This window comes from Bacillus sp. LR--39 (assembly GCF_053613335.1).
In genome coordinates, this window is the sequence record NZ_JBSIOT010000133.1 from 1 (window position 1) to 1,492 (window position 1,492).

At 42.6% G+C, this 1,492-nt stretch carries 2 protein-coding genes and 1 pseudogene; all 3 read right to left on the reverse strand.

Annotation, left to right across the window (positions count from 1 at the left end):
- A pseudogene (frlB, locus tag ACWHAR_RS21085) lies at positions 1-552 on the reverse strand (fructosamine deglycase FrlB); the annotation flags it as partial.
- 215 nt (positions 553-767) lie between these two features.
- The gene (locus tag ACWHAR_RS21090; RefSeq protein WP_003228617.1) at positions 768-1,142 is read right to left on the reverse strand and encodes a nucleotide excision repair endonuclease; all 375 of its coding nucleotides are present in this window, start codon (positions 1,140-1,142) and stop codon (positions 768-770) included.
- 102 nt (positions 1,143-1,244) lie between these two features.
- The coding region (locus ACWHAR_RS21095) for an NAD(P)/FAD-dependent oxidoreductase (RefSeq protein WP_452087719.1) at positions 1,245-1,492 on the reverse strand (248 nt) is incomplete at its 5' end.

The following is a 1,492-nucleotide window of genomic DNA, read 5'->3' on the forward strand; positions in this document are numbered from 1 at the left end:
TTGCTTGGCGTTGTCAGCTTCCTGCTTAAGGGCTTTTTCATATACAGCCTGCAATTGATCTAAGCCTTCAATTGCCTGCTCAAATTTCGTATTGTTTTCTAATACTTGCAGGGTGCCAAAAACGATTTGATACAAAACGCCATAGTTTGTATTGATCGCAAGCGCCTCATCACCCCAATCGTACTGGGCAACATATTGCGCCTCCTGCGCTAAAGGAGACTCCGGTTTAAACGTCGTCGCAATCGTAAGTGCACCCTTTCCCCTTGCAAACGCAGCAGCTTTGACTGTCTCCGGGGTATTTCCCGAATGCGAGCACAAAATAACAAGAGACTTTTCACCAAGCTGAACAGGGTTGCGCTGAATAAATTCGTTGGCGCTGTAGAGGTCGGAGTTTATTGATTTTGACTCTCTGTCAAACACATACTTACTCGGATACATAATGGCAGAAGACCCTCCGCATGCGACAAAGAATACATGATCAATGGTTTTCCCTTTCAAATCCTGCAAGAAAGCTTGAACCTCACGATTTACTTTTGCTGTGGCCTGACTCAAATCCTTCACTCCCCGTTTTTATTATATAACGTTATATAACATTATATATTGTTATATTAAAGTCCGCGGGTAGGATTGTCAATATTATTTTCTGAAATTTCTCAATAATTTATTCGAATGACAGACAAATGGTCTATATGCGAAAAAATGCCCAAATCAAAAGCCAGAACTTGACTTAAGCTCTGGCTTCGCTGTTCAATCCGCAGACTGACGTCTTATTTAAAAAATACCTTGTCTATGTTGTACTTCGAGTGCTGTGTATTGATGATATATGTTTCGTAAATCTCTCTTTCCATTGGATCATCAACTACACATACCTCAATTTTATATACTTCGTCTCTGTGATGTTTGATCGGTGAAACAGTGTCTTCGAAATGCTTCTTAATTCTCTGTCTTAACTTTCTGGCTTTACCGACAAACAGCAGCTCGTCATGAATGTTGTAAAACATAAAAATGCCGCCTTTGTCCCTTGGGATCTGGTGAAAGTCAATGAATCCGTGAATCGGTTTTATCTTCGGCTCGTTATCATTAGCTGACTGCTGTCGTTCAGTGATGGTGACATTCGGTGCGGGTATATCAATTTTTATCAAAATCAGTTCACGTCCTCTTTTTCATTAAAGATAAATGCTAACACATACAGAAAAGAAAAGCTAGAACAGCTTTATACTATTTGTTTGTTAAACCTTTATTTATTATGCAAGCGCTCCGGCTGGATCATACGGGCCAAGGTCGATTTCAGTCTGCTTTCCGAGAACGAGTTTTGCGAGCTCTGCACCCAAGAACGGCCCCATCGTCAGTCCAGAAGCACCCAAACCGTTTGCAGCATACAGGCCTTGAACATTCGGCACGGCCCCTACGACCGGCAGAAATCCGGGTGTAAACGGCCTGAAGCCCACTCTTGTTTCAACAGCAGCCGCATCAGCAAGACCCGGTGCAACGG